Below are 22710 nucleotides of genomic sequence, written 5' to 3'. Positions count from 1 at the left end.
GACTTATGAAAAAACTGATCCTAGGAACCGCTGCACTCGCGCTTTCTGCTGGCATGGCGCTGTCGGGCAGCCATTCGGTTGTGCGTCTTGGTACCGAAGGCGCTTATGAGCCTTGGAACTTCGTCAATGACGCCGGCGAAATCGACGGCTTTGAGCGTGAGCTTGGTGACGAGCTTTGCAAGCGAGCAGAGTTGACCTGTGAATGGGTGAAGAACGATTGGGATTCCATCATTCCGAACCTCGTTTCCGGCAACTACGATGCGATCATCGCGGGGATGTCCATCACTGACGAACGTGAAGAAGTCATCGACTTCACTCAAGGTTACACCCCACCAGACCCATCCGCATATGTGGCACTGGACACAGATGTTGACCTTGAAGGTGGCGTCATCGCGGCTCAAGCAACAACCATCCAAGCAGGCTTTGTGGCTGAACAAGGCTGGGACCTGCTGGAATTTGCGACCCCTGAAGAAGCGGTTGCAGCGGTACGCAACGGCGAAGCTGATGCCGTGCTGGCGGACCAATCCTTCCTCGACACAGTGATGGAAGGTGGCGACCTCGTGATGCTTGAGCGCAAAGAAGCGCTAGGCGGCGGTGTTGGCATGGGCTTCCGTGAATCTGACGATGAGCTGCGCGGAAAATTTGACGCGGCAATCGATTCCATGAAGGCAGACGGCTCTTTGAACGAGCTGATCGCCAAGTGGCAGGTCTCTTCCCAATTCTAATGTGACCACTGCTGGCCCGCGATCCACTCGCGGGCCAGATTGCATCTAAAGGCTTGCGATGTTTTCTTATTGCACCGACCCCTCCACCCTAGAAGGTCTGACTTGGCTGAGTTGTTATCTGACAACTGGCAAGCACTTCAGCATGTACTTCTCGGTGATTGTGGTTCTGGTGTTATTGGCAATCACCGCACCGACAGCTTTGCTGTTTGGGTTTAGCGCCGCAACCGCCGCACGCTCGCGCATTCTTCCCCTGCGTTGGTTTGCATGGGGGTACACCAACATCGTGCGCGGTGTGCCAGATATTGCGTTTTTCCTCTTCTTTGTCATCGCCTTAGACCAAGGTTTTGAATGGCTGCGTCACAAGGTGAAATGCCCAGACTGGACGGAACCGGTACGCAACGGGGTCGAATTTGTGGTCTGCGACGTCGCAAAACTCCCGCTCAGTTCAGCCCCGCAGTGGGTGCATGAGACCTATGGCTTCTTCTTGGCGGTTCTAACCTTTGCCATTGTCTTTGGGGCTTTTGCCGCCAACGTGTTGTTTGGCGCCATGCGCGCAGTGCCCCGTGGCCAGATGGAAACCGCAGAAGCCTATGGGATGACCCGCCGCCAAGCCTTTTGGCGGATCCTCGTTCCGCAAATGTGGGTCTACGCCCTGCCCGGCCTGTCAAACCTCTGGATGGTATTGATCAAGTCGACGCCGCTCCTGTTCCTGCTGGGAGTTGAGGACATCGTCTATTGGGCGCGCGATCTTGGCGGCACCAAATCCGCGCGCTTCACCGACTATCCGCACGGCGATTGGCGTATGTGGTATTTCCTTGCGCTCTTGGTGTTCTACTTGGCTTTGACCAAGATTTCGGAAATCACTCTAGATCGCCTCATGAAGCGCCTGACCAAAGGCCAAGCCACCGCCGGTGGTGAAGCACAAAGAAAGGCCGCCACATGAGCTGTCTTGAGACCATTCAGGCCTACGCCTTTCGCTCTCTTGGCTATGGTGAGCGGCTTTTGCCGCGTGGCGAATACACGCTTTGTGAGCAATTCACCCTAATCGGCTCTGGTATGATCTGGAACGCCTACTTTGGGATATTTGCGCTGATCTCTGGTTTCGTTCTGGCGGTGGCCCTCGCGGTCGGCAAAGCCAGCCCCAATCGCTGGCTGCGCAAACCTGCGGAATGGTTCATTTTCATCTTCCGGGGCAGCCCGCTCTTTATCCAGTTCTTCTTTGGATATTTCCTGTTCCTCAGCCTCAAGGGCGTCTCAAGCTTCTTTGATCCGTTCACGTCTGCATGGCTGGGTGCTTTGGTGGTTCTGTTCTGCAATACGGCCGCCTATTCGGGTGAGATTTTCTACGGTGCGCTGCTCTCTATTCCAAAGGGCGACATTGAGGCGGCCGATGCCTATGGCATGACCGGTTGGACCCGATTCAAGCGCGTGACCTTCCCAACGATGATGCGCCTTGCGTGGCCGGCCTACACCAACGAAGGCATCTTTCTGTTTCACGCCACAACATTGGTGTTTTTCTCGGGATTCCCGGCGAAACGACAACAAGGCGATGCGCTTTATTACGCGAATTACTTTGCTGATAAGACGTTTAACCCATTCGTCCCATACCCGATCTTGGCGATGTATTTCATTCTACTGACTCTTATGATCATTTTTGTGTTCGGCCTATTCAACAAACGCCTCAACCGGCATTTGCCACAGGCGGCGCGGCCTAAGTTAAAGTTCCGCTTGAACCTCATTCGCTGAGCGTTTTGCTTTCAGACTTAACGCTGGTCGATCGCCGCGTTTCATGGCAAAAACGCCCGTCGAAATCTAAGATTCCAAGAGGTACCCATGAAGATTGGCATCCTAATGTGCGGGGCGTTCCCAGAGCAATTGCAAGAGCTGACCGGCGATTATGACGCCATGTTTCAAGCCCTGCTCAGCGGCCAAGACTTCACCTTTGAAAGCTATAGTGTCTTTGAAAATGAATTCCCAAATTCTGTTGATGACTGCGATGGCTGGCTGATCAGCGGCTCTCGATTTGGGGTCTATGAGGACCATGACTGGATTGGACGACTGGAAAACTTTGTGCGCGAAGCCGTGACCGTCGCGCGCCCAATTGTCGGCATCTGTTTCGGCCACCAACTGATCGCCCAAGCCCTTGGCGGCACGGTGGAAAAATACGAGGGTGGCTGGGAAGTCGGACGCAAGATGTACGAATTTGGCGGCGTCGAGCTGCCATTGAATGCGTGGCACCAAGACCAGGTGGTCAAAGCACCAGAGGGCGCGCTGACCATCGCATCAAACGCCACGTGCGAACACGCAGCGATCATCTATGGGGACCGTGCATTCACCGTTCAAGCCCACCCCGAATTTGGCGCTGAAATGATTGAAGGTCTGATCATGACCCGCAGCGATCAGGTTGGGGATTTGGCTAAGATTGATGCGGCCCTTGAAGGGCTTGAACACCCTGTTGCCAATGAAATTCTGGGCGACCAAATTGCCGACTTTTTTCGGAGCAATCGCACACGCGACGGCGAAGCGTGACATCCTAACCACAAGAGAGATTTTCTGCCGAATGCGTGCAAAGGGACTCGTTTTCTTAACTCGATAGATTTAGAATTCTGAAAAGTTAAATTAAGCAAAGCGAAAACTATGTCCCTTCCTGACGTCTATTCCGCTGAACCCATCCCCGAAGCTGCCCGCGCCGAGGTTGAACGCCTTTTGCAAACAGGCGATCTATTCCGCTACACCGCGCCAGAAGATGCTCCCGTTTCGCTATTGGAATCTGAGTTCGCAGAGCTATTAGGCACCAAATACGCCCTCGCGGTCAGCTCTTGTTCCGCCGCTTTGTTCCTGTCTTTGAAATCGCTTGGACTTCCGCGTGACTCCAAAGTTCTGATCCCCGGTTTTACCTTCGCTGCGGTCCCTTCGTCCGTCGCCCATGCAGACCTCACTCCGGTCCTATGTGAGGTCGGTGAAAACTACCGTATCGACATGGCAGACTTTGAAGAAAAGCTCGCCAATGTGCAGGCCGTCATCATCAGCCATATGCGCGGCCATACCTCTGACATGGACGCGATTATGGCGCTGTGTGAGGCGCGCGATATCCCTGTGATTGAAGATGCCGCCCACAGCCTTGGCACCACGTGGCATGGCCGCAACATCGGCACGATTGGTAAGATCGGCTGTTTCTCATTCCAGTCCTACAAGCTGATCAACGCGGGTGAAGGCGGCATTCTTGTGACCGACCACGCCGATCTCGTTGCCCGTATGGTCATTATGTCCGGTGCTTACGAGCACAATTGGCAGAAACATAAGTCCCGCGCGGGTGACAATACTGACGAGCTCAAGCAGGCCTTTGAAAAGTGGCAAAACCAGCTGCCGCTTTATAATCTGCGCCTGTCCAACATGTCCGCCGCGATCATCCGTCCGCAGCTGCCGGAACTGGCGCGGCGCGTACGCGATGGGCGTGCGAACCACGACTATGTGGCGGACCGCCTGAACACATCTGCATGGCTGCAAGTCCCAAACAAGCTTGCGCCGGAAGAGCGTGCGCCGGATTCCATCCAGTTCAATCTGGTTGATATGGACGATGATCAAGTCAACGCATTCCAAAACGCAGCTCAGGCGCGCGGATTGAAAGTGCAGGTCTTTGGCGCAAGCAAAGATAATGCCCGCGCCTTCTGGAACTGGCAGTTCATCAAAGATCTACCGGAATTGCCAAAAACCCGCGCGATGCTGATGAAAGCATGTGACGTGCGTTTGCCTGCGCGACTAAAGAAACCGGATTTGGATGCGGTTGCTGATGTGCTCTTGGCAGCCATCAAAGATGTGATGGCCCCAACACCTGCAGAATAAACAGCAGAGAAAAAAGAAGGCCCCGATGAGGGGCCTTTCGTTTTTAAGAGAGCTTGGAAAGCTTGGCTTGAAGTTCAGCCAGTTGCTTCTTTATGTCATCCAGCCCTTCTTCTTCGCCCTCAGGCTCCGCCGCTTCATCCCCTGCACCAGGGGTCGTCGAGCCCGGCCAGTTGCCCATGCTACCGGCCATCGCTTTCATGAACGCTTCTTGCTGAGCCTGCATGGCCGCCATTGGGTTCATTGGATTCATGGAAGACATATTCTCAACCATCTTGGACTGGCTTTCCCGCAGCATCTCAAAGCTTTGCGCCAAGAACTGTGGCACAACGCTTGACGCTTGGGTGGTGTAAGAACGCACCAGATCTGTCAGCACATTGATCGGCAACATATTCTCGCCGCGGCTTTCGTGCTCGGCGATGATTTGCAAAAGGTATTGTCGCGTCAGGTCGTCGCCTGTCTTAAGGTCTACAATCTGCACCTCGCGCCCTTCACGTATGAAAGTCGCAATGTCATCCAATGTAACGTAGTCGCTGGTTTCAGTGTTATAGAGCCGACGGCTCGCATAGCGTTTTATCAGCAACGGCGAATTGGTTTCTGTCACAGATAGCCCCCCTTATTATGCAGCATTGCAGCAAAGCTTATGCGAGTGCAGAACAAAAAGAAACAAAAAGAAGGGGCGAGCCAAGGCTCGCCCCTATGTGACCTTACGGCCAAATTCGTTTTAAGAAGCTTACTTAGCTGCTTTTTTCGCAGCTGCAGTCACTTCACCGGTCGCTTTTTTAACAGCTGCGGTTGCTTCTTCAGTTGCTTCTTTGGAAGCCGCCATTACCAGCTCAACAGTCTCGGACTGAACTTTTTTCGCAACTTCAGCAAATGCCGCCATGTTTTCTGCAGCAACTTCAGCCTGTGCAGAAGCAAAATCAGTCATCGCTTTTGCGTAATCAGCTGGCTCTGCTTTCGCTTTGGACATTTCTGCCAGTTTAGACAAAGTGTCTTTTGTCCAGCCAGAGGAGATCTCGGAAGATTTCTCTGCCGCTGCCAGTGCAACGCCTGCCAGCTTTTCGTTCAGCTCTGCAGTGTTCTTGAACGCGTCGTCCAGTGCAGATGTGTCTACCGGAAATGCGCCCATCATGTCTTTCAGAACGGCGGTCATGTCTTGTGTCTTAGCCATTGTCTTAGTCCTTCATCAGATGCGGGCTGACCCGCGTTGGTTTCTTCTGACGACAATATGCTTTCTGCAGCGCAGCATTTCAAGGATTTTTTTGCTGCACTGCAGAATAAATGACTTTTCCGATTGAAATCAGCGCGTTGCCGGGACCTTCACGTAGCTACCTGGCGCATCCTCAAGTGGCGGATGCTCCGAATCGCCCGGTTCTCGCGCTGGAATCATCTTGCCCGACCGAGATGACAGCCATGTGTCCCACCGTGGCCACCAAGACCCTTCGGTGAAATCCGCGGCTTCTTTCCACTCATCCGCATCAAGCTTCAGATCTTTATGCGTGTAGTGGCCATATTTCTTTTTGCTCGGCGGATTCACGATCCCCGCGATATGGCCGGACTCAGAAACAATGAACGTGCGGTCCTTGCTCTTGGTTTGCTTGAAGCCGCGATAGCAGTCTTTCCAACGCGCGATGTGGTCTGTCTCACACGTCACAGAACAGATCGGCAGGGTCACATCGCTGATATGCAGCTCTTCACCGAACAGTTTGATGCCTTCATTCACAAACGCATTGTCCTGACAAAGAGCGCGCAAATACTCGACAACCATCTTGCCTGGCAGGCCGGAGCCGTCCCCATTCCAATAAAGCAGATCGAAGGCCGGCGGCGCTTCACCCATCATATAACTGCGAATGGCGGGCCCGTAGATCAGATCGTTCGAGCGCAAGAAACTAAACGTGCGCTGCATAATAAAGGACCGCAGCAAGCCATGTTCATTGGCTTCGTCTTCAATCCCATCCACAAAATCATTCTGAAGGAAAGGTGTGAACTCCCCCTGATCGGCAAAGTCTGTGAGGGTCGTAAAGAAGGTTGCGGATTTAACCGACTTGTCGCCGCGCTTCTTCAACAAGGACAACGTAAGGTTCAAAGTGGTGCCAGCAATGCAGTAGCCAACGGCGTTGACCTGTTTCTGCTTGGTTAGCTTTTTGATCTCGGAGATGGCGGTCAGATAGCCTTCTTCGATGTATTCCTCCATTCCCACTTCGGCAAAGGAGTAGTCTGGATTCACCCAGCTCACCACAAAGACGGTGTAGCCCTGATCTACAAGCCATTTAATAAGGCTGTTCTTTTCCTTCAGATCCAGAATGTAGAACTTGTTGATCCAAGGCGGGAAGATCACCAGCGGGATTTCATGCACCTCATCTGTAGATGGAGAATATTGCAACAGCTCCATCATGCGATTGCGGAACACGACTTTGCCCGGCGAGGTGGCGATGTTCTTGCCAAGCTCAAACGCCTCTTCATCCGCCAGCTTTACGATCAATTCGCCATTGTTGGACTCCAGATCACGGATCAGATTTTCCAGACCCGCAATTAAGGATTTGCCGTCCGTCTCAACGGCCTTCTCAAGCGCATCGGGGTTTGTGCCAAGGAAATTGGTCGGCGCCATCATGTCGACAATCTGGTCCGAGAAATATTTCAGACGCGAGCGTTCGACGGATGGAATGTCTTCCAAGGAATCAACTGCGCTGCGAATGGCTTCTGCATTCAGCATGTATTGCTGTTTGATAAAATTGAAATACGGGTTGGTCTGCCACATCGGGTTGGCAAAGCGGCGGTCAGTGGGGGTTTTGTCTTCGGGTGCTTCTAGCTTGCCTTGGGAGAGCGCTTGTTGGGCATCGACGAAATGCTGAACTGATTTTCCCCAGAATTGCATTTGTTGCTCAAACACCTTGGCAGGGTTTTCGATCATTTCTGACCAATATGCCGTAGCGGCATTTGTGAAAACATCGTGATTCGGAGCCGTCAACTCTCTCCTTACAGGAGTGTGACCAGACATCACCTCAACCAAACGTTGAGAAAGTTCCTCTACTTTTTCGAGATTCTCAGTGAGTTCGTCGTATTTTGCAATCGCGGCATCTTCATCAGTTGTCATATTAAATTCTCGACCTTATCCTCGCTGCTACGCAGCAAATTCGCCTCGCTGGATCGCGCCAGCCCCCCATGACCCGTTTAGACTAACGGGGAAAAACAGGAGAAGCCAATGCGCTACATGGCCACTTACGACTTGATGGAAACCGTCAGGAACACCAATCAATGGCTTGGCGCTTCGGCCAAAGCGCTTGCTGCATACCCAATGTTTTCGATGGCCCCGAACCCTGCTCTGCACTGGATGGGCGCTTGGGGTGAAGTCACAGAACGCACTTTTGCGCGGATGGTTGTGAAGCCTGATTGGGGCATTCATTCCTTTACCTGCGAAGATGGCAAAGATCATGTGGTTCAAATTGAAACCGTGGTGGAGCGTGACTTTGGCGATCTTATTCACTTCTCAGTTCAAGGGCGTAAACGCCGTCGTAAGCAGGTCCTGTTGGTTGCTCCGATGTCAGGTCACTATGCGACCCTGCTACGTTCAACCGTCATTTCGCTACTCCCTGATTGTGAAGTCTTTATTACAGATTGGCACAACGCAAGGGATATTCCGGTCTCCGCAGGTAAATTTGACGTTGAAGACTACACCCTCTACCTCGCTGACTTCATGCGTGAGCTTGGACCAGACACCCATGTGATCGCGATTTGCCAACCTGCGCCTCTGACTTTGGCGGCGACGGCTTATCTTGCAGAACAAGACCCAGATGCACAGCCGCGCACCCTCACTTTGATTGGCGGCCCAATCGATCCTGATGCGACGCCAACGGACGTCACAGATTTTGGTCACCGCGTTTCTATGGGGCAACTCCAAGAAACCATGATCCAGCGCGTCGGATTCAAATACAAGGGCGTGGGTCGGATGGTCTATCCCGGGCTACTGCAACTCAGCTCTTTCATGTCCATGAATGCGGATCGCCACTCCGAGGCATTTCTCAATCAAATCAATCGCGTAATGAAAGGCGACGCCTCTGACCATGACGCGCACAACCGCTTCTATGATGAATATCTTGCGGTTATGGACATGCCTGCAGAGTTCTATCTGTCGACTGTTGAGCGGATCTTTAAGAATGGCGAGATTGCTAAGAACACCTTCACAGTGGATGGCCACAAGGTCGATATCGGTGCAATCACGACCGTTGCGGTAAAAACCGTGGAAGGCGCAAAAGACGATATCTCGGCGCCTGGACAATGTGTGGCGGCGCTCGACCTGTTGACCGGTCTTCCGGACAGCAAAAAGGCGAGCCATTTGGAGCCAGATGCTGGTCACTACGGCATCTTCGCGGGACGCAGTTGGCGCAACAACATTCGCCCATTGGTGCTGGATTTCATCGAAACCAACAGCCCTAAACCTGCAAAAAAAGCCGCAAATAAAAACGCCGCTGCTTAATTAAGCATCGCTCAACGCAGCATGAGGGGGCGTGTCATCCAGTGACGCAGGGCTTGCGTCACTGCCGAAGGGTTTTGCAAACATGGAACGTGGCCAGCGGATGGGATGATCGATAGCTCCCCATCCGTCAAAAAGTCAGTCATCACTTGATGGCGCTTGACCGGGATCAACCGATCTTCTTCGCCACAAATCACCTGAACGGGGCAAACGCATTTCCGTAAAACGGATTGCATATCTCGGTGTCGCTGCGCCGCGCGCACTTGGTTAACGAACCTCTCAACACCGATATTGTCCGCCATATCCTGCAACAGTGGAAGCAACTGACCGTCCAGATCCTCATCAGTAACCGCAAAAAGTTCCGAGACCACTTCTGCCAAACGCCCAGCGCGGGCTGCGACCAACATCGGCTCATAAGCCATTGCATCAAATGGGCTTTCTTGAAGTGGAGACGTGGAAATGAGAGCCAAACGCGAAAGCCGCTCCGGTGCGCGCGAAGCAATCTCCATAGCGACAACGCCACCCATTCCACATCCCGCGAGCGCAAAACGCTGAGGGGCTTGCGCAAGCACGGCATCGGCGAGATCTGACATGCGACCAGAGCCGCCAATCGGCATCACCGTCAATGAATGTTCGGCGGAAAGTTCTGCCAACTGCGGCCCAAAAAGCCGCGCATCGCAAAGCATGTCTGGCAGAAGAACAATTGGCTCCGCCATCTTTAAGCTGCCCCCAAGACGTCGGTGACCGCATCTTCAATCAAGCCAAGGCATCGCTCGTCTGAAAAACGATGATCTGCGCCTTTGACCAATAGAAGGCGCATGTCGTCGCCCTCTGCGTGCTCAAGCAGGCGAATAGCCGTTTCCGTGGAAACCGCGGTATCCTCTGTTCCTTGAAGAAAGCGCACGGGGCAATCAAAGGCCAGTGGGCTGCGGAGAACCAAGTTCTCGCGCCCATCCTCAATCATGCGCTTGGTGATGATGTAAGGCTCCATATAGTCGCTTGGCAAAGCCACTTGGCCAACGGTTTCAAGCGCTTCTTTCTGAGCATCATCAAATCCAGCCCAATAGCTGTCTTCTGTGAAGTCAGGCGCTGCGGCGATGGTCACAAGCCCCACAAGGCGCTCTGGTTGCGCGCGCGCAAGCAACAGAGACTGCCACCCTCCCATAGAGGAGCCCACAAGCACATAAGGCCCTTCGATCACCGCGTTCACCGCCGCGACGGAATCTTCATGCCAATCGCCGATGCAGCCCTCTTCGAAGGTCCCCGAGCTTTCACCATGGCCGGAATAGTCAAACCGAAGGAAGGCACGCCCTTGGGCTTTGCACCACGCCTCCAAATGAATGGCTTTGGTGCCTTCCATGTCGGATTTCAGACCGCCCAGAAATACCACGCAAGGCCCCTGCCCTTCGGTTTTGTGATAGGCAATCTGCCGGCCCTGTTCGGTTTGCAAAATGTCAGCCACTGCACCCGCTCCTTCTTTTTCTTAACCCCACCTTAAACCCGACAAACTCAAACGGGTCAAAGTGAATTGGTCACCAAAAAAGAAAAGAGCGCCCCGAAAGGCGCTCTTTATAAGAGAGGGTTTGATCAGTGCTATTTGGTTATGATCTCGGGTCCCATGATTGCATTTGGCAACAGGGTTGAGATTGCTGGAATGTAGGTCACCAAGATCAGGAAGACGAACATGATCGCGAGGAATGGCAGTGCCGCGCGAACAACACCCATCATGGACATATTGGCCACGCCCGCCGTCACAAAGAGGTTCAGACCCACCGGAGGTGTAATCATCCCGATCTCCATGTTCACAACCATGATGATGCCCAGGTGAATTGGGTCAATGCCCAGCTCAATCGCAATTGGGAACACCAGTGGCGCAACGATCACCAACAGGCCTGACGGTTCCATGAACTGACCACCGATCAGCAGGATCACGTTCACAACAATCAGGAACATGATCGGACCAAAGCCCGCAGACAGCATCGCTTCAGTGATCTTCTGAGGGATCTGCTCGTCGGTAATAACGTGCTTCAAAAGAAGCGCGTTGGCGATCACAAACATCAGAGTGATGACCAGCTTGCCCGCGTCGCGCAATGTGCCAACGGTGTCTTCGTGCCAAAGTGCTGTGACCAGCGTCCAAGGCTTGGTGATGACAGAGCCACCTTCTTTCAAAGGCCCCATATCGCGGTAGATATATGTCGCCACCAAGAAGGCGTAGACAGAGGCCACCGCCGCCGCTTCTGTTGGTGTGAAGATCGCACCGGTCACGCCAGGAATACCGTAGATCCCTACCATGATGATGATAATCAGCAGCATACCCCAGCTGGCTTCTTTCAGGCTGGCAAAGATTTCACCAAAGCCCTTGAACTCGCCCTTCGGCATGTTCTTGATGCGCGCCATCACATAGATGCCGATCATCAGCATGGTGCCCGCCATGATGCCCGGAATAACACCGGCCAAGAACATACGACCTACAGAGACTTCAACAGCTGCCGCATACACAACCATCACGATGGATGGTGGGATCAGGATGCCCAAGGTGCCCGCGTTGGCAATAACGCCCGCTGCGAATTCTTTGGTGTAACCGACCTGACGCATCGCGGCGATCACGATTGTACCGATGGCAACCACAGTGGCCGGGGAGGAACCAGACAGTGCCGCAAACATCATACAAGCGAGAACACCTGCGATGGCCAGACCACCACGGAAGTGGCCTACGAGGGCGATGGAGAAACGGATGATCCGCTGCGCCACACCGCCGGTCGACATGAAGGACGATGCTAGGATGAAGAACGGGATCGCCAGCAAGGTAGAGTGACCTTCAAAGGCCTCAAACAATGTCTGAGCGACGGATGCTGTTGAGCTGTCAGAGAACAGCAGCAGGAACGTGATCGATGAGAAACCGAGGCTTACAGCGATCGGCACACCGATCAGCATCAGGCCAACGACCATGACAAATAGAAGTAGGATTTCCATTATTCTTGTTCCTTAAGCTTGGCCGCTGCTTCAGCCACATCGTCTTCTGCTTCGTGGCTTACGATGATCATATGCTGCTCACCGTTCCAGATCCGGATTCCCACTTGAACAAAGCGCCATAAAAGCAGCGCCATAGAGACCGGCAAAACCAGATAAGGGACAACTTTTGGCAGCTTTTCGTAAGTCTCGCCTTCGTTGAACACGCCTTCCAGCCAAGTCATGAAGAACGGCACCGGAATGTCTTGGGTTTCATACCAACCCTGTCCACGCACCTGTTCAAACCCGGTTGGCAACCAACGGCCAGAGGTCGGGTAAAGGTTCGCGTAAGGGGCCCAGTAGTCCCATGCGCCTTTCAGCAGGATGATGGCATATGCCAGACACACCGCGACAGAGATCAGAGCAAAAATGCGCTGCAGCTTTGGATTGACCATGTTGACGATGGCATCAACGCCAAGGTGGAGCGTGTGTTTCACCGCATAAGAAGCACCAAGCAGAACCAACCAAGCGAACAAGAAAACCGTCAGCTCTAGTGCGTAGAAAATATTGGAGTTGAACCCGTAACGAGCAACAACGTTGGCGAATGTGAAGATCGTCATCACGCCTAGGATAAAGGCGATTAGCGTTTCTTCGATTTTATCACCAGTTTGGCTTGGGCCTTTATGTGTACCAGCCATTTTACCCTCTCTTGATAAAAGAAGGGCGCCACTTTTGATGCGCAGCGCCCCTTATTGAGTGGTTTAAGTCGAGACGCTCTTAGTTCGTCATCGAGTTGATTTTTTGTGCTGCGTCGATGTTGTCTTGACCAACGTCGCCCGCGAACTTCGCCCAAACAGGCTTCATTGTATCAACCCAAGCTTGACGCTGCTCTGGTGTCAGCTCGCGCACAACACCGCCGGCATCGATGATGGACTGTTTCGCCGCCAAGTTCACAGAGGTGGACTCGGAGTTACGGGTTGCAGTCACTTCAGCAACGATTGTTGTGAACTGGTCGCGTACGTCTGCCGGCAGACCGTCCAGCCAGTCAACAGATGTCACCAGCAGATAGTCGATGATGCCGTGGTCGGTTTGTGTGATACCGTCCTGAACCTCAAAGAACTTCTTGCCGTAGATGTTGGACCAAGTGTTTTCCTGACCGTCTACAACACCCTGCTGCAGCGCACCGTATACTTCAGAGAAGGCCATTTTTTGTGGGGAACCACCGATGGCTTCCATCTGAGCAACCAGAACGTCAGAGGACTGAACACGGAATTTCAGGCCGTTTGCGTCGGTTGGCGCGATCAAAGGCACGTTCGCAGACATTTGCTTCATGCCGTTGTGCCAATATGCCAGGCCTTGCAGGCCGCGGCGCTGCATGCTGTCCAGCATGCCTTGACCAGCATCAGATGCTTGGAATGCGTCAACTGCATTGATGTCGTTGAACATGAACGGAAGGTCAAAAATGCGGAACTGCTTAGTGAACTTTTCAAACTTGGACAGGGATGGTGCCGCCAGTTGAACGTCGCCTTGAAGCATCGCTTCCAGAACTTTGTTGTCGTTGTACAGGGTAGAGTTCGGGAACACTTCCATGCACATTTTGCCGTTCATTTCGTCATTCACGCGCTGCTCAAGCAAAGAGGCTGCGATGCCTTTTGGGTGCTTGTCAGTGTTGGTGACGTGGCTGAACTTAACGACGATTTCACCGTCTTCACATGCCGCAGAAGCGAAAGAAGGTACGGTTGCGATCGCTGCAACGCATGCAGCTTTCAAAAAGGTTTTCATATGTGGTCTCCCTCGAATTAGGTGCTCCTCTGCACCGGTGTATCCATTGGCTATTTTTCGCCGTTTTGTGACAAGCACAGACCAAGCCAATTTAAAAAACGTTTATTTTCATATCCTTACGATGCATAATTTCTAAGCAATTTAAAAATTCCCGAAATTTCGGACAAATTTTCTTGCTCGAAAATCATCGATACGCGAAAACGGTTACCCAGAATCAGTCGGAGAATCATTGGTGATTCGGACCATCATCAGACCTGCAATTGCTTGTATTGTGCTCGGTTTCGCCGCGGCTATTTGGGTCTATGATAACACATTGCGTTCTGAGTTTCGCGTACTGGAGTCGGCGGGCTCAGCGCGGCTTGGGGAAGCGTCCAACCGCATGCGCCTGCAGATCGACGCGCTGCGTGCGCAAACCAACTTTTTCGCCACCTCTCCCCATCTTGCAAGGAACATCGAGGGGGCAGATTTTGAGAGCGTTACTGAGAACCTCAAAGATTATGCTTTGACTTATGGCGCCACGCGGATCGACCTATTCGACGCTAAGGGTCGAACGCTCGCGACCTCTGCATTTGAGCCGCGTATGTCCCACGCAAAACTGGTGCATGCGGCAATCAATGGCCGTTTGGGGTTTGAACAAGACCGCACTGACATCAATCGCTTCTTTCGTTTTAGCCGAGGGGTGAAGGGACGCGATGGCGAAATAATTGCAGCTCTTGTGGTAACCGCAGATGTGGAGGCCTTGGAGTTTGAATGGCCGGTGACCCCCGAGGTCATCGTCTTTTTGAACGAAGAAAAGCTGGCCTTCTCGTCAAACCGCAACAGTCTGGTCTTGGTGCCACAAACGGAGAACGGGACCGAAACCTCATTTGTCGTAAAACCAAACGGAAAAGCGGCTGGGTTTCAGACCTACATGATCGCCCCACCAAACGAAGCCGCGCGTGAGGCGATCATTATTGAACGCTACGTCCCCCATTTTGACCTGACATCAGAGATTTTCCTGGAAACCGCTTCCGCCCGCGACACGGCGCTTGTGCGCGCCCTTCTCGCTTTGGCCGTCGCCGCTGTGATCGGTTTGGTTGCAGCAATCGCCGCTCAACAAAGACTGCGATTGGCAACGGAAGCGCGCTATTCGGCAACGCTTGAGGCGCGCGTTGAAGAGCGGACAAAAGAGCTGCGCAACGCTCAGGACGAACTGGTCGAAGCCTCCAAACTCGCGGCCCTCGGTCGGCTGTCCGCAGGCGTCAGCCACGAGATCAATCAACCCCTTGGGGCGATCCTGAATTTCTCTGACAATGCCAAGAAATTCCTGAACAAGGATCTGCCGGATAAAGCGGGCGAAAACCTGACGCTGATCTCCGGTCAGGTCGAACGCATCAAACGCATTATCTCCAACCTGCGAGCATTCGCGCGTCAAGAAGCGGCGACGACAGAGCTTATTGATTTTAAAGAGGTTATTCAGGCGGTTGTCACATCCACTCAGGACGTGATGGAGGAGGCTAATATCGAAATTCGGACCGATCTACCGGACCAAGACATTGGCGTCATCGCGGGCCGCGTTCGCTTGGAACAAGTGGTTTTGAACCTGCTGTCTAATGCAAAAGACGCGATGGCAAATAGCGACCTCAAACGCATCTATGTAACTCTCACACGCGACTCCGAAAACGCGCGTCTTGTTGTGCAGGATACTGGTCCCGGCATCTCGGACCCCACCCGCGTGTTCGAGCCGTTTTACACCACCAAAGAACTCGGCGCGTCTAAGGGCCTTGGGATGGGGCTTGCCTTGTCACACGGATTGATTACCCGCTTTGGCGGCACCCTCACCTGTCAGAACCAATTTCGAGGGGCCGAGTTCACGATCACCCTGCCCATTGCGCAACCAGCGGAGTAAGCCATGTTCAAGAAAGTGCTGATCATCGAAGACGACGCCATGTTGCGCAGCTCGATCGTGCAAACCCTTGAACTAGAAGATCTAGAGCCGATCCCCACCAACGGGTTTACGCAGGCACGCCGCTCGATCCGCCATAACTTTCGAGGCGTGATCCTTTCTGACATCAAGATGCCTGACCACGATGGATTTGACGTGCTGCGGTTTGCGCAAACCAAAGATGAAGAGCTGCCGGTGATCTTGCTGACCGGCCACTCTGACGTGCCTACCGCCAAACGTGCGATCAAAGAAGGCGCGTATGATTATCTGGAAAAACCCTGCGCGCCCGACACGATGATTGAAGCCCTGCACCGCGCTTTGAAACAACGCACTCTGATCATGGAAAACCGTGAAGTGCGAGATGAGTTAGAACAGACGAACTCTGATCAAACCGAAGGCACCTTAAGTGAACGCCTCGAAATGCATGAACGCCGGATCATCGAAGAAGCGCTAAGCGATGCGGACGGCAAGGTTGCGATTGCGGCGGAAGCCTTGGGGATCCCCCGAAACACGCTGTATGACCGCATGGGTAAGTTCAACATCGTCGCCAAGGCGTTCCGCAAACCGACAGGTAACTAATCCCCTGTTGACTTGCCCCGCCCCTACGGCGAAAAGGCTTCCCGAACCACATACCCGCAACCGGGCGTTTTGTAGGCGCCAAACTGACGAGGAGCTTCTGGCAATGACCCAGATTTCCCTGACTTTCCCCGATGGTAACGCACGTTCTTACGACGCAGGTGTAACCCCTGCCGAAGTCGCTGCATCCATCGCGACCTCCCTTGCGAAAAAAGCGATCTCTGCGACCGTTGACGGTCAGCATTGGGACCTTGCGTGGCCAATCGAGGCGGATGCCTCCATCGCGATCAACACATTGAAAGACAATGACGCTGAAGCGCTGGAACTGATCCGCCACGACTGCGCCCATATCATGGCCCGTGCGGTGCAAGAGATTTGGCCCGACGTCAAAGTCACCATCGGCCCTGTGATTGAACACGGCTGGTATTATGACTTTGATCGGTCCGAACCATTCACCCCCGAAGATCTTGGTCTCATCGAAAAGAAGATGAAAGAGATCATCAACTTGCGCGATCCGGTTCGTACCGAAGTGTGGGAGCGCGATGTTGCGGTCAATTACTACGAAGACCGTGGCGAGCCTTACAAAGTAGAGCTGATCGAGAGCATCCCAGGGGATGAGCCGCTGCGCATGTATTGGCATGGCGAATGGCAAGACCTGTGCCGTGGGCCTCACCTGCAGCACACCGGTCAGGTCCCAGCAGACGCCTTTAAACTCATGAATGTCGCAGGCGCTTATTGGCGCGGCGACAGCGACCGTCAGATGCTGCAGCGGATCTATGGCGTGGCGTTTAAGAACAAAGAAGATCTTAAGGCACATTTGAACTTCCTAGAGGAAGCGGAAAAGCGGGACCACCGTAAGCTTGGTCGAGAAATGGCTCTTTACCACATGCAGGAAGAGGCACCGGGACAAGTGTTCTGGCATCCAAATGGGTGGACTATTTACTCGCAGCTGCAGGACTATATGCGCCGTAAACAGCGTGCCGGGGGATATGTCGAAGTGAACACCCCACAGGTGGTCGATCGGAAGCTCTGGGAAAAATCAGGCCACTGGGACAAATATCAAGAAAACATGTTTATCGTAGAGGTGGATGAAGACCACGCTCGCGAAAAGGCTGTTAACGCTCTGAAACCAATGAACTGCCCATGTCACGTGCAGGTCTTTAACCAGGGTTTGAAATCCTATCGTGATCTCCCTCTGCGTATGGCAGAGTTTGGCTCTTGTTCACGCTATGAACCCTCTGGCGCGCTCCATGGCATCATGCGGGTCCGCGGCTTCACCCAAGACGATGGTCACATCTTCTGTACCGATGATCAGATCACCTCTGAGACCAAAATTTTCATCGACTTCCTGTCGGAAGTATATAGCGATCTCGGGTTTGATAATTGGACCATCAAGCTTTCAACCCGTCCGGAGAAGCGGATCGGATCGGATGAGACTTGGGATGAGATGGAAAAAGCGCTCGGCGATGCCTGCCGCGCAGCTGGCCACGATTTCGAAATTTTGGAAGGCGAAGGTGCCTTCTACGGTCCGAAGCTCGAATTCACTTTGACCGATGCAATTGGCCGAAATTGGCAATGCGGGACACTTCAGGTCGATGCAAACCTGCCTGAACGGCTTGAGGCAAATTACATTGGCGCCGACGGAGAGAAGCATCGCCCTGTCATGCTTCACCGCGCGACATTGGGGTCATTTGAACGCTTTATTGGTATCCTGATCGAAGAGCATTCTGGCAAACTCCCTTACTGGATTGCGCCACGCCAAGTCGTCGTGGCAGCAATTGTAACAGACGCCAATGACTACTGTCTTGAAGTGGTAGAAAAACTTCGCGCAGCAGGTATCCGTGCCGAAGCCGACCTGCGCAACGAGAAGATCAACTACAAGGTCCGCGAACACTCTGTCGCTAAAGTACCGGTCATTCTGGCATGCGGTAAGAAAGAAGTGGAAGACAACAGCGTCACCGTGCGCCGTCTTGGCGAGAAGCAAACCAAGGTCCAAAGCTTGGACGAAATTGTTACAAGCTTGAAAGCAGAGGCCACTCCGCCAGACCTGCGGTAACGGATTGTAACAATTCTCACCAAAAACACCTAAAAAGCCGGGGCCAACACCCCGGCTTTTCCTTTGTTTATTAGGTTTTTTATCCCTGAATGCTCACGCTGGGTAACACGCCTGTGACCCACGAATGCGTTATTGGAGATGTGAGCAAACCGGCGGCTAAAGTTTAGTCATGCCGCATCGGGATCACGTTTTGATCTCACCAAGCGGCTGGTATTCAAACTTGTTTAAGGAACATAGACATGTCCAAGACCGTTAAAACACTGGCAGCAGCCGCTTCTGTTGCAGCAGCAATGACCGCAGTAACATCCACCACCGCACACGCGATGGACAAAGAGAAGTGCTACGGCGTTTCCCTGGCAGGCAAAAACGACTGCGCCGCGGGCCCAGGCACAACTTGCGCAGGTACATCCACCGTAGATTACCAAGGTAACGCATGGACACTGGTTGACGCAGGCACATGTGACTCAATCGAACTGCCAGCAATGGCAGACGGCAAAGCACGCATGGGTGCTCTGGAAGCGCTGGACCGCGACCTGCCAGCATAAGCTGACGCTTAAGTTTACTGTGGCCCCACTCCCCTCGGGTGGGGCCATTTTCTTCCAAAATGTGTTAGGCTCCCAATATGTTGGACGCATCTTCTAAATTTCCATCGCTCCCCCACACGCCGGGAGTTGGTTACAAAGCACAGCATTTCGCGGATATTCTTGATAATCCGGGTCACGTTGGTTGGTTGGAAATTCATGCAGAAAACTACATGGGCATGGGCGGCCGCCCGCTGGCGCAGCTGCGTCACCTAACCGAAGAATTCCCCATTTCCGTGCATGGCGTCGGCTTGTCGATCGGTAGCGAAGGCCCCCTTGATCCAGAACACCTTGCACGCCTGAAACATCTGGTGGAGTGGCTCAAGCCCACCGTCTTCTCAGAGCACCTTGCTTGGTCCAGCCACGAAGGCAGCTATTTCAACGATCTGCTGCCTCTGCCTTACACCAAAGAAACGCTGATCCGCGTGGCGGATCACATTGACGAGCTACAAAACACAATCGGTCGTCAGATGATGCTGGAGAATCCATCCAGCTACTTAAAATTCTCTGAAAGCACATGGTCGGAACCCGATTTCCTACGCGAAGTCGCAACGCGGTCGGGATGTGGCCTGTTGCTAGACGTGAACAACGTCTTTGTATCAGCAACCAACCTTGAATATGACCCGCGCGACTACATCAACGAATACCCCCTCGATAAGGTTGGAGAAATCCACTTGGGCGGTCATGACGAAGACGAAGACGACCACGGCAAACCGCTGTTGATCGACAGCCATGGCGCAGAGATCGTCGACCCGGTCTGGGCGCTGCTTGATCACACATTGGCCCAGTCTGGCCCGTGTCCCATTCTGATTGAATGGGACACGGATGTGCCAGAATGGCCGATCCTTTCCGCCGAAGCAGACCGCGCAGCAGCGGCGCTGGCGAAGCTGAAAGTGGACGCATGAGCGTCACCCAATCAGAATTCCGCGTCGCCATGTTGGATGCGGCCAGCGCGGTCCCAGACGGGCTCGTTGACGCCCATGAACAACCTGCCGGACGGCGGTTTAGCGTCTATCGCAACAACGTAGCTGTTTCTCTGACGGAAGCGTTGGAAACCGGCTTTCCGGTGATTGCCAAACTGCTTGGCGAAGAGAATTTCAAACCCATCGCCGGTGTGTTCTTGCGCCAATCACCCCCGCCTCTACCCGTTATGATGCATTATGGCGCGGCATTTCCAGAATTCCTGCGGAACTTCCCTCCGCTCAAAAACCTTGGTTATTTGGGCGACGTCGCAGAAGTCGAACTCGCGCTACGCCGCAGCTACCACGCCGAAGACGCAACAGGCGTGCCCGGCGATGCATTGGCAAAGATCGCGCCTGAAGCGCTGCCCAATGTGACGCTAACGCTGGCCCCTTCGATGAATGTAGTTCGGTCCCATTGGCCGATCTATGACATCTGGGCATTCAACACCTATGAAAATCACCCCAAACCAGAGGCGCGCGCGCAGAATGTCGTTGTTATGCGCCCTGAGTTTGATCCTGCGCCCCACCCGCTTCCGGCAGGTGGCGCGACATTTATCTCTGCCCTTCAAAAGGGAGAATCCCTAGGCCAAGCGGCTGATACCGCAGCCGAGCTGGCGGAGGACTTCGATCTTGGTGCTGTTTTGGGTCTTTTGCTGACCCACGGTGCCATCGTTGAGATTCAGAACGAGGACTAAGAATGAACGCCCTGATTTCCCTACATAACGCAGTGTTTAGCCGGTTGGATCGGCAAGACTGGATTCTGCCGACACTGGCGCGCCTGATCTTTGCGGCGGTGTTGTTGCTCTATTTCTGGAATTCAGGTCTGACGAAACTGGGTGACGGCATCTTTGGGATCTTCAGCCCATCCGTAGGTGCTTACGCCCAGATCTGGCCGAAAGTATTGGAAGCGGTCAGTTATGACAGCAGCCAGTTGAGCTTCTTCCATTGGGCTGTCGTGTTTGCGGGCACCCTTGCAGAGTTCATCCTGCCAGCGCTAATCGTTCTTGGCCTCGCCACACGCGTTGCGTCGCTCGGCATGATCGGTTTCGTCGTTGTACAGTCTTTGACTGACATCTACGGCCACGGTGCAGACGCCAAAACCATCGGCAGTTGGTTTGACCGCATTTCTGACGCGCACATCATGGATCAGCGCGCTTTCTGGGTCTTCTTGTTGCTGCTTTTGGTCATCAAAGGCGCAGGCCCTCTGTCCCTGGACCGCATTCTATCGGCCCGCCAGGCACAAGCCGTAAGCGCCTAAAAATGCGCCTTCTCCTCGTCGGGTTTGCCAGCCGCAATGGCTAAAACCCCGGCGAGGCCAGCAAAGGCAATTGGGAACATTGTAAAGACATTGAACCCAAAGCCGACATACATCCAAACCGCTGAGATCAAAAGCAAAGCACCGCCCCAAAGAGCGCGGGCGCGCGCCATGGCACCACCAGCGATCGCCAACAAAGGCGCCATCAAGGACGTGCTGCGTACCAAGTCCACATTGTCGACCTGTTCAGCAAGCCCATCAAGCTCACCCCATTGCTCAATCGCAGCTGTGTAGCCCCAGCCGAAAAACCCGACAATCATGCCGACAATCCCGGCAATAATGCCCAATACCAATGCTGCGTTTCTCATGCGGTTCTCCTATCGCTTGCACAAGACATAGGCAGCTTTCCGGGTCACGCCAAGGCGTCCTGCACGTCTTTGCTCCAACTCAGGAATAATTCCCCGTCTTTCTCGATCAGCGGACGTTTCATCAGCGCTGGATGCTCCGCCAATAACGTCAACACCGGCTGCTGGCGCGTTTGTTCATCCAACTGGCGCCATGTTGTCGACCGTGTATTGAGCAAAGCGTCGCCAAATTTGGCATAGGCTTTTTCCAGCACATCGGTGGGCACCCCATCGGCGCGTAAGTCAACCAAAGTGGCCTCAGGTAGGGATTTCAAGGCCTTACGGCATGTATCGCAGTTTTTCAGTCCATAAAGTTGCATCACATTTACCTCAATTTTCAGCTTACCTAAGGTAAACCTGTGGATATCATCTTTGTTTTGCTTGCTTTTTACAAAGTCCGTGCAATCATTTACCCGGTAGCATTTTGTTTCGCTTGCTCGGTGTCGCCAATTTCAGACGTTTGGGCCATTGGACCATGTGTTGCACCCCGCATCAACGGGGCGACTTTTTGAAGTAGAAGGAGAGACGGTATGCCGAGTGGCACCGTAAAATGGTTTAACACCACCAAAGGCTACGGCTTTATTGCACCGGATGACGGCGGCAAAGACATTTTTGTTCATATTTCCGCCGTGGAACGTTCAGGTCTGACAGGCCTGGCTGATAACCAAAAAGTAGAGTTTGAAATGTCCGAAGGACGTGACGGCCGCCAGATGGCTACCGATCTCAAGCTGTCATAAAACTGCGCGGGGCGTATTTCACGCCCCACTCGCTTTCCCAAAAATGCATGCACACAACCCGCGTTAGTGGGTGGTGTAGCATCCTTTTTCGCCTACTGGGCAGACGACGCGCTTCTTGTGAACTTTCTTCACGCGCTTCACTTTTGGCTCACAAATCTCTCCGGCAACCGGAACACCACAGCTTACCATGCCACCTGCTTGAACAGGCTGAAGGCCTGCTGGGCATAGGTTTTGGCTGGACGCCGCCGCACGATAGATGCAACCGGATGGCGTTGCTGGGGGCGGCTTTGGCACGAATTCTACAATTGGGTCTTCCTTGATTTTACAAGGGAAGATCACACAGGTTGCATGCGCTGGCGCGGCTACCGCGACCAAAGCTGCAATCATCAGCGCTTTCTTAAACATCTGGTCACCTTTTCTCTGTTCGAACTGCTCAATATTATTC

At 53.4% G+C, this 22710-nt stretch carries 25 protein-coding genes; 14 read left to right on the top strand and 11 right to left on the bottom strand.

The window, feature by feature from the left end; genetic code table 11:
• The first annotated feature begins 5 nt into the window (after positions 1–5).
• The 5 genes from TA5113_RS11595 (at position 6) to TA5113_RS11575 (ending at position 4568) form a co-directional block, all read left to right on the top strand.
• Positions 6–725, top strand: a complete 720-nt coding sequence (locus TA5113_RS11595) for a transporter substrate-binding domain-containing protein (RefSeq protein WP_058313933.1) — start codon at positions 6–8, stop codon at positions 723–725.
• A gap of 58 nt (positions 726–783) precedes the next feature.
• Positions 784–1668, top strand: coding sequence for an ABC transporter permease (locus TA5113_RS11590; protein WP_058313932.1), 885 nt, complete (start codon positions 784–786; stop codon positions 1666–1668).
• Positions 1665–2471, top strand: coding sequence for an ABC transporter permease (locus TA5113_RS11585; protein WP_058313931.1), 807 nt, complete (start codon positions 1665–1667; stop codon positions 2469–2471). The genes TA5113_RS11590 and TA5113_RS11585 overlap by 4 nt, the downstream gene beginning before the upstream one ends.
• Positions 2472–2558: 87 nt before the next feature.
• Entirely contained in the window at positions 2559–3254 is a 696-nt protein-coding gene (locus TA5113_RS11580; RefSeq protein WP_058313930.1) for a type 1 glutamine amidotransferase, read from the top strand.
• 108 nt (positions 3255–3362) lie between these two features.
• Positions 3363–4568, top strand: a complete 1206-nt coding sequence (locus TA5113_RS11575) for a DegT/DnrJ/EryC1/StrS family aminotransferase (RefSeq protein ID WP_058313929.1) — start codon at positions 3363–3365, stop codon at positions 4566–4568.
• Between the two features lie 43 nt (positions 4569–4611).
• On the opposite strand, the gene phaR is transcribed toward TA5113_RS11575, so the two are convergent.
• From phaR to phaC, 3 genes are all read right to left on the bottom strand, one after another.
• Positions 4612–5169: a polyhydroxyalkanoate synthesis repressor PhaR gene (gene phaR / locus TA5113_RS11570; RefSeq protein WP_058316475.1), complete on the bottom strand. Its 558-nt coding sequence runs from the start codon at positions 5167–5169 to the stop codon at positions 4612–4614.
• 129 nt (positions 5170–5298) lie between these two features.
• Positions 5299–5739 carry a phasin, PhaP gene (locus TA5113_RS11565; RefSeq protein ID WP_058316474.1) on the bottom strand — a complete coding sequence of 147 codons (441 nt, stop codon included), beginning with the start codon at positions 5737–5739 and terminating at the stop codon, positions 5299–5301.
• 129 nt (positions 5740–5868) lie between these two features.
• Entirely contained in the window at positions 5869–7662 is a 1794-nt protein-coding gene (phaC, locus tag TA5113_RS11560) for a class I poly(R)-hydroxyalkanoic acid synthase (protein ID WP_058316473.1), read from the bottom strand.
• 108 nt (positions 7663–7770) lie between these two features.
• On the opposite strand from phaC, the gene phaZ reads away from it, so the two are divergent.
• Entirely contained in the window at positions 7771–9042 is a 1272-nt protein-coding gene (gene phaZ, locus TA5113_RS11555) for a polyhydroxyalkanoate depolymerase (protein WP_058316472.1), read from the top strand.
• An 11-nt stretch (positions 9043–9053) separates the two neighbouring features.
• On the opposite strand, the gene TA5113_RS11550 is transcribed toward phaZ, so the two are convergent.
• The 5 genes from TA5113_RS11550 to TA5113_RS11530 all read right to left on the bottom strand — a co-directional run bounded on the left by TA5113_RS11550 (position 9054) and on the right by TA5113_RS11530 (position 13770).
• Entirely contained in the window at positions 9054–9755 is a 702-nt protein-coding gene (locus TA5113_RS11550; protein ID WP_058316471.1) for an alpha/beta fold hydrolase, read from the bottom strand.
• A 2-nt stretch (positions 9756–9757) separates the two neighbouring features.
• Positions 9758–10501, bottom strand: coding sequence for an alpha/beta hydrolase (locus TA5113_RS11545; protein ID WP_058316470.1), 744 nt, complete (start codon positions 10499–10501; stop codon positions 9758–9760).
• A gap of 131 nt (positions 10502–10632) precedes the next feature.
• A complete protein-coding gene (locus TA5113_RS11540) occupies positions 10633–12012 on the bottom strand; it encodes a TRAP transporter large permease (RefSeq protein WP_058316469.1) in 1380 nt (459 codons plus the stop codon).
• The gene (locus tag TA5113_RS11535; RefSeq protein WP_058314733.1) at positions 12012–12686 is read right to left on the bottom strand and encodes a TRAP transporter small permease; all 675 of its coding nucleotides are present in this window, start codon (positions 12684–12686) and stop codon (positions 12012–12014) included. The genes TA5113_RS11540 and TA5113_RS11535 overlap by 1 nt, the downstream gene beginning before the upstream one ends.
• A gap of 79 nt (positions 12687–12765) precedes the next feature.
• Positions 12766–13770, bottom strand: a complete 1005-nt coding sequence (locus TA5113_RS11530; protein WP_058314732.1) for a DctP family TRAP transporter solute-binding subunit — start codon at positions 13768–13770, stop codon at positions 12766–12768.
• Positions 13771–14002: 232 nt separating this feature from the next.
• Here TA5113_RS11530 and TA5113_RS11525 point away from each other — a divergent pair, with 232 nt between their 5' ends.
• The 7 genes from TA5113_RS11525 to TA5113_RS11495 all read left to right on the top strand — a co-directional run bounded on the left by TA5113_RS11525 (position 14003) and on the right by TA5113_RS11495 (position 21127).
• Complete coding sequence (locus TA5113_RS11525) at positions 14003–15658, top strand: sensor histidine kinase (protein WP_058316717.1); 1656 nt, start codon at positions 14003–14005, stop codon at positions 15656–15658.
• A 3-nt stretch (positions 15659–15661) separates the two neighbouring features.
• The gene (locus TA5113_RS11520; RefSeq protein WP_058314730.1) at positions 15662–16273 is read left to right on the top strand and encodes a response regulator; all 612 of its coding nucleotides are present in this window, start codon (positions 15662–15664) and stop codon (positions 16271–16273) included.
• A 103-nt stretch (positions 16274–16376) separates the two neighbouring features.
• Positions 16377–18326, top strand: coding sequence for a threonine--tRNA ligase (thrS, locus tag TA5113_RS11515; RefSeq protein WP_058314729.1), 1950 nt, complete (start codon positions 16377–16379; stop codon positions 18324–18326).
• Positions 18327–18565: 239 nt separating this feature from the next.
• The gene (locus tag TA5113_RS11510) at positions 18566–18871 is read left to right on the top strand and encodes a BufA1 family periplasmic bufferin-type metallophore (protein WP_058314728.1); all 306 of its coding nucleotides are present in this window, start codon (positions 18566–18568) and stop codon (positions 18869–18871) included.
• 77 nt (positions 18872–18948) lie between these two features.
• Positions 18949–19812, top strand: coding sequence for an MNIO family bufferin maturase (gene bufB, locus TA5113_RS11505; RefSeq protein ID WP_058314727.1), 864 nt, complete (start codon positions 18949–18951; stop codon positions 19810–19812).
• The gene (locus TA5113_RS11500; RefSeq protein WP_058314726.1) at positions 19809–20564 is read left to right on the top strand and encodes an HvfC/BufC N-terminal domain-containing protein; all 756 of its coding nucleotides are present in this window, start codon (positions 19809–19811) and stop codon (positions 20562–20564) included. Before bufB ends, TA5113_RS11500 begins: the two co-directional genes overlap by 4 nt.
• Positions 20565–20566: 2 nt before the next feature.
• Positions 20567–21127, top strand: coding sequence for a DoxX family protein (locus TA5113_RS11495; RefSeq protein ID WP_058314725.1), 561 nt, complete (start codon positions 20567–20569; stop codon positions 21125–21127).
• Here TA5113_RS11495 and TA5113_RS11490 read toward each other — a convergent pair.
• Complete coding sequence (locus TA5113_RS11490) at positions 21124–21492, bottom strand: hypothetical protein (protein ID WP_058314724.1); 369 nt, start codon at positions 21490–21492, stop codon at positions 21124–21126. The genes TA5113_RS11495 and TA5113_RS11490 overlap by 4 nt on opposite strands.
• Positions 21493–21536: 44 nt before the next feature.
• Positions 21537–21848, bottom strand: a complete 312-nt coding sequence (locus tag TA5113_RS11485; RefSeq protein WP_058314723.1) for an ArsC/Spx/MgsR family protein — start codon at positions 21846–21848, stop codon at positions 21537–21539.
• A 210-nt stretch (positions 21849–22058) separates the two neighbouring features.
• Between TA5113_RS11485 and TA5113_RS11480 the strand changes: the two genes are divergently transcribed.
• Positions 22059–22265, top strand: a complete 207-nt coding sequence (locus tag TA5113_RS11480) for a cold-shock protein (protein ID WP_058314722.1) — start codon at positions 22059–22061, stop codon at positions 22263–22265.
• Between the two features lie 63 nt (positions 22266–22328).
• Here TA5113_RS11480 and TA5113_RS11475 read toward each other — a convergent pair whose 3' ends face one another.
• The gene (locus tag TA5113_RS11475; protein WP_058314721.1) at positions 22329–22670 is read right to left on the bottom strand and encodes a hypothetical protein; all 342 of its coding nucleotides are present in this window, start codon (positions 22668–22670) and stop codon (positions 22329–22331) included.
• Positions 22671–22710 lie beyond the last annotated feature (40 nt).

Source organism: Cognatishimia activa (assembly GCF_001458335.1).
GTDB lineage: Bacteria > Pseudomonadota > Alphaproteobacteria > Rhodobacterales > Rhodobacteraceae > Cognatishimia > Cognatishimia activa.
Note: the sequence above shows the minus strand (reverse complement) of the source record. Positions and strands in the feature narration are given on the sequence as shown.

Coding starts and splice junctions, on each gene's coding strand:
- thrS (WP_058314729.1), top strand. CDS start 16,377: ATGACCCAGATTTCCCTGACTTTCCCCGATGGTAACGCACGTTCTTAC.
- TA5113_RS11485 (WP_058314723.1), bottom strand. CDS start 21,848: ATGCAACTTTATGGACTGAAAAACTGCGATACATGCCGTAAGGCCTTG.
- TA5113_RS11595 (WP_058313933.1), top strand. CDS start 6: ATGAAAAAACTGATCCTAGGAACCGCTGCACTCGCGCTTTCTGCTGGC.
- TA5113_RS11585 (WP_058313931.1), top strand. CDS start 1,665: ATGAGCTGTCTTGAGACCATTCAGGCCTACGCCTTTCGCTCTCTTGGC.
- TA5113_RS11550 (WP_058316471.1), bottom strand. CDS start 9,755: ATGGCGGAGCCAATTGTTCTTCTGCCAGACATGCTTTGCGATGCGCGG.
- TA5113_RS11530 (WP_058314732.1), bottom strand. CDS start 13,770: ATGAAAACCTTTTTGAAAGCTGCATGCGTTGCAGCGATCGCAACCGTA.
- TA5113_RS11580 (WP_058313930.1), top strand. CDS start 2,559: ATGAAGATTGGCATCCTAATGTGCGGGGCGTTCCCAGAGCAATTGCAA.
- bufB (WP_058314727.1), top strand. CDS start 18,949: ATGTTGGACGCATCTTCTAAATTTCCATCGCTCCCCCACACGCCGGGA.
- TA5113_RS11535 (WP_058314733.1), bottom strand. CDS start 12,686: ATGGCTGGTACACATAAAGGCCCAAGCCAAACTGGTGATAAAATCGAA.
- TA5113_RS11510 (WP_058314728.1), top strand. CDS start 18,566: ATGTCCAAGACCGTTAAAACACTGGCAGCAGCCGCTTCTGTTGCAGCA.
- TA5113_RS11475 (WP_058314721.1), bottom strand. CDS start 22,670: ATGTTTAAGAAAGCGCTGATGATTGCAGCTTTGGTCGCGGTAGCCGCG.
- TA5113_RS11590 (WP_058313932.1), top strand. CDS start 784: ATGTTTTCTTATTGCACCGACCCCTCCACCCTAGAAGGTCTGACTTGG.
- TA5113_RS11565 (WP_058316474.1), bottom strand. CDS start 5,739: ATGGCTAAGACACAAGACATGACCGCCGTTCTGAAAGACATGATGGGC.
- TA5113_RS11520 (WP_058314730.1), top strand. CDS start 15,662: ATGTTCAAGAAAGTGCTGATCATCGAAGACGACGCCATGTTGCGCAGC.
- TA5113_RS11500 (WP_058314726.1), top strand. CDS start 19,809: ATGAGCGTCACCCAATCAGAATTCCGCGTCGCCATGTTGGATGCGGCC.
- phaC (WP_058316473.1), bottom strand. CDS start 7,662: ATGACAACTGATGAAGATGCCGCGATTGCAAAATACGACGAACTCACT.
- TA5113_RS11540 (WP_058316469.1), bottom strand. CDS start 12,012: ATGGAAATCCTACTTCTATTTGTCATGGTCGTTGGCCTGATGCTGATC.
- phaZ (WP_058316472.1), top strand. CDS start 7,771: ATGCGCTACATGGCCACTTACGACTTGATGGAAACCGTCAGGAACACC.
- TA5113_RS11490 (WP_058314724.1), bottom strand. CDS start 21,492: ATGAGAAACGCAGCATTGGTATTGGGCATTATTGCCGGGATTGTCGGC.
- TA5113_RS11495 (WP_058314725.1), top strand. CDS start 20,567: ATGAACGCCCTGATTTCCCTACATAACGCAGTGTTTAGCCGGTTGGAT.
- TA5113_RS11480 (WP_058314722.1), top strand. CDS start 22,059: ATGCCGAGTGGCACCGTAAAATGGTTTAACACCACCAAAGGCTACGGC.
- TA5113_RS11575 (WP_058313929.1), top strand. CDS start 3,363: ATGTCCCTTCCTGACGTCTATTCCGCTGAACCCATCCCCGAAGCTGCC.